Origin of the sequence: Achromobacter sp. 413638, from assembly GCF_043119405.1 — a bacterium.
In the GTDB taxonomy this organism is placed as follows: domain Bacteria; phylum Pseudomonadota; class Gammaproteobacteria; order Burkholderiales; family Burkholderiaceae_B; genus Achromobacter.
The window spans coordinates 26594-33098 of the sequence record NZ_JBICCO010000077.1 but is presented as its reverse complement, the minus strand read 5'-3'; the positions used below and the strand labels follow the sequence as shown (position 1 = coordinate 33098).

Here is a 6505-nt window from a genome sequence, read left to right as displayed (position 1 = left end):
CCCCCCCCCCCCCCCCCCCCCCCCCCCCCCCCCCCCCCCCCCCCCCCCCCCCCCCCCCCCCCCCCCCCGGCCCCAGGCCAGGCTGCCTATCGCGGCCGCCTGCAGCAGCGCGGCGGCGGCCGCGAAGCGCAACGGCTGCTGCCCGGCCTGCTCCAGCTGCGCGCGCAGCAGGCCGAACAGCAGCGGGGCGAAGGCATAGGCGGCTTGCGAGAGCGCGGTGATCAAGGGCACGACGCGCAGCGCATCCTCGCGAGAAAACTCGGTCTGGGCGATGAGCGGCGGCAGCGAGGTGGCGTTGCCGATGCCGGAGCCGAACAGCAGCACGCCCAGCCACGCTGCCCAGAGCTGGCCCGGCGCCAGCGCCAGCACCAGCGAGCCGCAAAGCTGCACGCCATAGGCCGCGCAGGCCACCACGCGTCGGTCCGCGCCCGCCGGCATCAGCCAGCCCACCAGCGTGCGGCCCGCGATGGCGGCGGCGGTGGCCAGCCCCATCGCGATGCCGGCGGTCTGCGCGCCCAGCAAGGGCGCCAGCGCGGACAGCAGATGAGCGATCAGGCCGATCTGCGCCACCAGCCCCAGCGCCATGCCGGCGGCCAGGCTCAGAAAGGCGCGGTCGCGCCGCAGGCTGGGCACGCGTTCGGGCACGCCGGGGGGCGCGCTTGCGGACGCCGCGGCGGTTTCGCCATCGGGATGCTGGCCCAGGCGCTGCGGGGTCGCGGTGAATACCCAGCGCGACAGGGCCGCGATCAGCGTCACCATGATCAGTCCGATCCCTAGCGCGGCCAGGGGAAAGCCGGCCTGGGCGATCAGGAAGACCCACAAGGGCGAGAACAGCACGCCGCCCAGGCTGGCGCCGTTGTACGCCATGCTCAGCGCGGCCGGACGCCGGCGCGCGAACCACGGCGCGATCAGCGCGTTGACAGCCGCCGGACCCAGCGCCACCCAGCCGCCGCCGCTGACCAGCGCCGCGCCGTACAACTGCCAAGGCGCTTGCGCTAGCGACCAGCCGCATACGCCCAGCGCCAGCAGCACCGCGCCGGTCGCGGTGGTCGCGGGAACGCCGACGCGTCGATAGATGCGGGGCAGGTTGGCCACCACCGCCGCGCCGGTGAGAAAGTGCAGCGTCACCGCGCCGGACACCAGCGCGAGGCTCCAGCCGCTGCGTTGCGCGACCGCGTGCAGGAACACCGGGGGGCCATAAAAACCCACGCCCCAGCCGAAAATGGCCAGCGCGAAGGCGGCGTAAACAACGGTCCAGCCAAAGAACTTCGGGGGGCTGCGCATGGCGTTGCGGGTGTCTTGTTTCGATGAGCCGCAGTATGCTTGGGGCTGCGCATTACACTTCGATCAAGGCCGAAATATGGATTCCGACTTCGCCGACAGCCAGCTTTCTTCCGTCGCCGGCGCCATCGCCGATCCGGCGCGCGCGCGCATGCTGTGCCTGCTGCTGGACGGTCGCGCGCGCACCGCCACCGAGCTGGCCGCGGCCGCCGAGATCGGCGCGTCCACGGCCAGCAGCCATTTCCAGCGCCTGCGCGACCAGGGGCTGGTCGAACAGGCGGCGCAGGGCAAGCATCGCTACTACCGGCTGGCCAACGGCGAGGTGGCGCGCGCGCTGGAGGCCTTGCTGGTGGTGGCCGGCGCCGAGCGCACGCCGTTCAAGCCCAGCACGCCATCGGCGCTGCGCGAGGCGCGCACCTGCTACGACCACATGGCCGGCACCCTGGCGGTGCGCATGCACGACGCGATGCTGACGCGCCAATGGCTGGCGGCCGACGGCAAGGACTACGCGCTGACCCCGCTGGGCGAGGCCTCGCTCGCGCAGATCGGCGTGGACGCGGCTGAGGCGCGCCGCCGCCGTCGCCGCTTCGCCTGCCCCTGCCTGGACTGGAGCGAGCGCCGTCCGCACCTGGGCGGCGCGCTGGGCGCGGCCTTGCTGGACGCGCTGACCGAACGCGGCTGGGTCAGCCGCGACCTGGATTCACGCGCGGTGCGCCTCACGCGCAAGGGCGAGCGCCAGTTTCCGGCGTTCTTCGGCGATGCCGGCGCGCAGGCCGTCGCGGGCAAGGATTGGGACATCGCGTCCCGTCCGGCCGCGGCTTAGCGCACTGTCCAGACTTCGACATTCGGGCCGCGGATGCGGCCCTTTTCACATGGGCGCGGACTGGCCGCGCCCATGATCTTTCCTTTCTTCAACCTGCTACAGGAGTTTGCCGTGCCTACGCTGGCGCTGCCCGCAATCCGTCTGGCCTTGGGCCTGGTGACGGAACTGCGCATCGACGTGAATCACACGCCGGACGAAGTGGAGTCCGAACTGGACGCCATCCGCAATCGCATGAGCCGTTCTTCGGACCGGCTGTATGGGCTGCCGGAGGTCCGCACCGACATCCCTGGCCTGGTGCTGCGCCACCGCGAGGCGGATGGCGAGTACTACGTCTACGTGGTGGATCTGCGGCGCGACCGGGTGGCGGGCTACACGGTGTTCAACCGGCTGATCGAAGTCGGACGGCGCGCCGATCCCTATCTGCGCGCGCCGCATTCGAAGTACGCCGCGCCCTACCAGCGCATGGGGCTGGCGACGGCCGTGTACCGCTGGGGGCTGGACGCGGGACTGTGCATCATGAGCGGCGCGCGCCAGTCGGAAGGGGCGCATCGGCTGTGGCTGGGGCTGGCGCGCGACTACGAGCTGGGCTATGTGGACCTGCGGCGCAAGCGACTGAGCTACCTGGGCCGCGCGGTGGACGCGGCCGTGCTGGGCGATCTGCACACGCGCATGGTCCTGCTGGGCCGGGGCTGGACCCTGGAGCGGCACATGCAGGCGACGGGCATGACTTGGTCCGAAGGTGCGTGCACGCAACAGGAGCTAGGGTAATCCCGTAATCGATGCCTGCGCGGTCGTCGCGGCGAACCTTGCCATTGACCCGCAGGCCGCGTCAGGCCTGTCGATGCGCCAATCGACCGGACGCCGCGTAGCGGTCGATGAAAACGGGGACGAGACTTGTTCGACGCAACAGTGTTTCTGTCTTCTGCCGTCGTTACAAAACATATCCGAACTGTCATGAACAGGCGGGGTATGCTGGACCACAGATAGAGGGCATCCGAAGTGCATCAGAACAACTTGATCTACAAGGGATACCGCCTGACGGCCAGAGTATCCCGGGGCGCGGGCGCCGAGGTCCAGGCGCTGTCCAGCGGCCCCATCTTCATCGCATCGATCACCGTGGTCCAGGCGGGCGCCGTGCAGGATGGCGGCGACGAATATCCGGTACCGCGCTTCGCCGACGGCGGCTATGTCTACAGTCCGCGCGAGGCGGTGCACGCCGCGATACTGCATGGCCGCGAAATCGTCGACGGCCTGACCAGCGTTCCTTCCTGACGGCGCGCCGTGCTCAGTCCGCGAAGACCTCGCGCCAGTCGCGCGTCTTGGCCAGCGACCGCACGGTGGCGGACTGCTCCAGGATCGCCACCGCCTTCTTGAACTCCTCGGCCGAGGCGCCGTCCTCCAGGATGACCATGCGCGAATTGCGCGCATCGGCCATCTTCACATCCGACATCTTGCCGTGGGTCTGGTAGACCTGGGTCCAGTCCATCTTCTTGCCGGCCTTGAGCGCGATCGGCTCGATATAGGTCAGCGCGGTGCTGCCCGCGGCCCGCACGGCATAGGCGAAATCCGCGGTGTGGCCGCTGCTGCCCTTGGCTCGGGCGCCCTTGACCATGCGGTTCGCGCCCACGGCCTCGGCCAGCGCGCGGCCGACCTGCGCGCGAAAGCGCAGCTGGCTGAACCTGGGCATCCACTTGGCGCACTGGAACGACAGCGCCATGGCCAGCTTCACCGCGTCCCACAGCGCTTCCTGCAACTGTTCGTTGGGACCGGAGGCGACGATGGCGCCGGACTTGTCGAAATGCGCCAGGCTCACGCCGGGCGTCTCGTTCAGGATATCGATGCGCTTGGCCGCCACGTCGATGCCGTAGCTGGCCGCGTGCATGGCGGTTTCACAGGCGTCGGTCAGGTAGAACGAGGCGTCGTCGGGGCGCGCGATGAAGAAGGCGGCGTGCTGTCCGTCCAGGCCCAGCGTCATGGGCGATACGGCGCGAATGGCATGTTCGCCCGCGGGCAGGACGGTCCAGCCCGAGGCTTCCAGGAAAGTGCTCATAGGATCAATTCAATTTGGCGGCCTTTGAGCGGATGCGCGAAGCCGCCGGTCAGCGTGAGATTCGCGCGCGGCAGGAAATGCTGCATCAGCGCCGCGATGGTCTGCAGCGGCGGCGTCACCGGCTCGGCATAGCCTTCGCCCGCGTCCACCCACAGATGCTCGTGGCTGCGGTCGGCCAGCGGCTTGCGGAACAGCGGCCGGCCTTCGCCCACCAGGCTGGTATGGAAAGAGTCGTCGGTATCCACGCCGTACACGCGGTGCGGGCCCACGAACAGGCTGGCGCAGAAGGTCTCGGCCAGGAAGATCGTGGCCTGGCCATGCACATCGGTGCGCGCCGCGCGGTAGGTCACGCGGAAGATCACGTCTTCGCGCACTTCGCCCTTGACCTTGCAGGGGCTGGAGAACTCCATCCATTGCACATTGTTGGCCGCCGGCTTCGGCACCCAGGCAACCGGCTTTACGGTTTCCTTGGGTTCGGCAAGGATCTCTTGCACCTCATCAACGGTGATTAAGGGTTCGGACTTGTTGGCCATGAAACGGATATCGGGTCTGGGTCGCGCTGTCGAGGAGGCGTTGTCGTTGACGCCTTGCCGTCGATGCGTTGTCGTCGCTGCTTTGTCGTAGATACACCGCGCCGCTCGCGGGCAGCGGCGGGAGACTCACGCGTGCAACATTGCGAGGGGGCGTAATCTTACAAGAAGCGGCGCGATTACGTACTCACGCTGTATATCCATACAGCGTGAGCGCGGCGTCCGCCGGCCTACAGCTGGCCGGCCGAGAAGGTATCGCACTGCTTGAGGCTGCCGCCTTCCAGGCCGCGCTTGAACCAGCGCACGCGCTGTTCCGAGGAGCCGTGGGTGAACGTGTCGGGGACGACATAGCCCTGGCTCTGCTTCTGCAGCCGGTCGTCGCCGATGGCGGTGGCGGCGGCCAGCGCTTCTTCCACGTCGCCGCTTTCCAGGATGTGGCGGGCGGCGTTGGCGCGTTGCGCCCACAGGCCGGCGAAGCAGTCGGCCTGCAGTTCCATGCGCACCGACAGCGCGTTGGCCTGCGACGGGTTGCGGCGGCGCAGGTTGTCGACCTGGTCCGAGATGCCCAGCAGGTGCTGCACGTGATGGCCGACCTCGTGCGCGATCACGTAGGCCTGGGCGAAATCGCCCGGCGCCTTGAAGCGGTTCTTCAGCTCGTCGAAGAAGGCCAGGTCGATGTACACCTTGCTGTCGCCAGGACAGTAGAACGGCCCCATGGCGGACTGGCCGGTGCCGCAGGCGGTGGGAGTGGCGCCGCGGAACAGCACCAGCTTGGGCGGCGCGTAGCGGCGGTTCAGGTCGTTCTGGAAGATCGCGGCCCAGGTGTCCTCGGTCTCGCCGAGCACCTTGGCCACGAAACGGGCCTGCGGATCGTCCGCCGGCGGGCGCTGCGCCGGCGCCTGCTGTTGCTGCGCGGTCGGGCCTTCGGCCATCTGCAGCACGACGTTGGGATCCACGCCGAAATACATGGCCACCAGCGCCAGCACGATGGTGCCGATGCCGATGGTGCCGCGGCCGCCGATGCGCGGGCCGCTCGCGCGGCGGTCTTCCACATTGTCGCTTTCGCGCGAGTCGTCCAAACGCATTTTCTTCTCCGGGCGGGCCACAGGCCCGCCATATTGCATTACCGCGCTTGCCTGCGCGGCCTTCAGGAGTGTTAGGATAAACCCATGGCTCTGTTTCTATCCATTCATCCCGAGAATCCCCAACCGCGCCTGCTCAAGCAGGCGGCCCAATGGCTGGGCGAAGGGGGCCTGGTGGCGGTGCCCACCGATTCCAGCTACGCGGTGGTGGCGCGGCTCGACGACAAGAACGCCGCCGACCGCCTGCGCCGGCTGCGCGGCCTCGACGACCGCCATCACCTGACCGTGCTGTGCCGCGACCTGGCCGAGATCGGCCATTTCGCCCGGGTCGACAACCGCCAGTACCGGCTGCTCAAGGCCGCCACGCCCGGCCCCTGGACTTTCATCCTGGAAGCCACCAAGGAAGTGCCGCGGCGCGTTTCGCATCCCTCGCGCAAGACCATCGGCATTCGTGTGCCGGACCACGTCGTCATGCTTGGCCTGCTGGAGCAGACGGACGGGCCGCTGCTGTCGACCACGCTGATTCCCAAGGACGAGTCCGACGCGCTCAACGACGCCGAGGACATCCGCGCGCGCTACGACCATGAACTCGCGGCCATTCTCGACGCGGGCGCCTGCCCGCAATCGCCCACCACTGTCATTGACCTGACCAGCGACGAACCCGTCGTCGTGCGCGTCGGGCGCGGCGATCCCGCCAGCCTGGGCCTGGCCTGAGCACCGGGCTCGCGGGCTGATCCAA

At 69.0% G+C, this 6505-nt stretch carries 8 protein-coding genes; 4 read left to right on the top strand and 4 right to left on the bottom strand.

Annotated features, from left to right (window positions below):
* On the bottom strand, nt 1-1284 hold a 1284-nt coding region (locus ACEU5R_RS24805; protein ID WP_392412335.1), incomplete at its 3' end, for an MFS transporter.
* 76 nt (nt 1285-1360) lie between these two features.
* On the opposite strand from ACEU5R_RS24805, the gene ACEU5R_RS24800 reads away from it, so the two are divergent.
* The 3 genes from ACEU5R_RS24800 to ACEU5R_RS24790 all read left to right on the top strand — a co-directional run bounded on the left by ACEU5R_RS24800 (nt 1361) and on the right by ACEU5R_RS24790 (nt 3376).
* Nucleotides 1361-2104 (top strand): helix-turn-helix transcriptional regulator, encoded by a 744-nt coding sequence (locus ACEU5R_RS24800; RefSeq protein ID WP_103275553.1) that lies wholly within the window; start codon nt 1361-1363, stop codon nt 2102-2104.
* Nucleotides 2105-2176: 72 nt separating this feature from the next.
* Nucleotides 2177-2872 carry an N-acetyltransferase gene (locus tag ACEU5R_RS24795; protein ID WP_392412332.1) on the top strand — a complete coding sequence of 232 codons (696 nt, stop codon included), beginning with the start codon at nt 2177-2179 and terminating at the stop codon, nt 2870-2872.
* 231 nt (nt 2873-3103) lie between these two features.
* Nucleotides 3104-3376 (top strand): hypothetical protein, encoded by a 273-nt coding sequence (locus tag ACEU5R_RS24790; RefSeq protein ID WP_103275551.1) that lies wholly within the window; start codon nt 3104-3106, stop codon nt 3374-3376.
* 13 nt (nt 3377-3389) lie between these two features.
* On the opposite strand, the gene ACEU5R_RS24785 is transcribed toward ACEU5R_RS24790, so the two are convergent.
* From ACEU5R_RS24785 to ACEU5R_RS24775, 3 genes are all read right to left on the bottom strand, one after another.
* Nucleotides 3390-4154: a DUF1828 domain-containing protein gene (locus tag ACEU5R_RS24785; RefSeq protein WP_392412330.1), complete on the bottom strand. Its 765-nt coding sequence runs from the start codon at nt 4152-4154 to the stop codon at nt 3390-3392.
* Nucleotides 4151-4687, bottom strand: a complete 537-nt coding sequence (locus ACEU5R_RS24780) for a hypothetical protein (RefSeq protein WP_103275549.1) — start codon at nt 4685-4687, stop codon at nt 4151-4153. The genes ACEU5R_RS24785 and ACEU5R_RS24780 overlap by 4 nt, the downstream gene beginning before the upstream one ends.
* A 227-nt stretch (nt 4688-4914) precedes the next feature.
* Nucleotides 4915-5769, bottom strand: a complete 855-nt coding sequence (locus ACEU5R_RS24775) for a neutral zinc metallopeptidase (RefSeq protein WP_103275548.1) — start codon at nt 5767-5769, stop codon at nt 4915-4917.
* Between the two features lie 84 nt (nt 5770-5853).
* Between ACEU5R_RS24775 and ACEU5R_RS24770 the strand changes: the two genes are divergently transcribed.
* On the top strand, nt 5854-6480 hold the full coding sequence (locus ACEU5R_RS24770; RefSeq protein WP_103275547.1) for an L-threonylcarbamoyladenylate synthase: 627 nt from the start codon (nt 5854-5856) through the stop codon (nt 6478-6480).
* The last annotated feature ends 25 nt before the right edge of the window (nt 6481-6505 follow it).

Coding starts and splice junctions, on each gene's coding strand:
- ACEU5R_RS24800 (WP_103275553.1), top strand. CDS start 1,361: ATGGATTCCGACTTCGCCGACAGCCAGCTTTCTTCCGTCGCCGGCGCC.
- ACEU5R_RS24795 (WP_392412332.1), top strand. CDS start 2,177: ATGATCTTTCCTTTCTTCAACCTGCTACAGGAGTTTGCCGTGCCTACG.
- ACEU5R_RS24785 (WP_392412330.1), bottom strand. CDS start 4,154: ATGAGCACTTTCCTGGAAGCCTCGGGCTGGACCGTCCTGCCCGCGGGC.
- ACEU5R_RS24780 (WP_103275549.1), bottom strand. CDS start 4,687: ATGGCCAACAAGTCCGAACCCTTAATCACCGTTGATGAGGTGCAAGAG.
- ACEU5R_RS24775 (WP_103275548.1), bottom strand. CDS start 5,769: ATGCGTTTGGACGACTCGCGCGAAAGCGACAATGTGGAAGACCGCCGC.
- ACEU5R_RS24770 (WP_103275547.1), top strand. CDS start 5,854: ATGGCTCTGTTTCTATCCATTCATCCCGAGAATCCCCAACCGCGCCTG.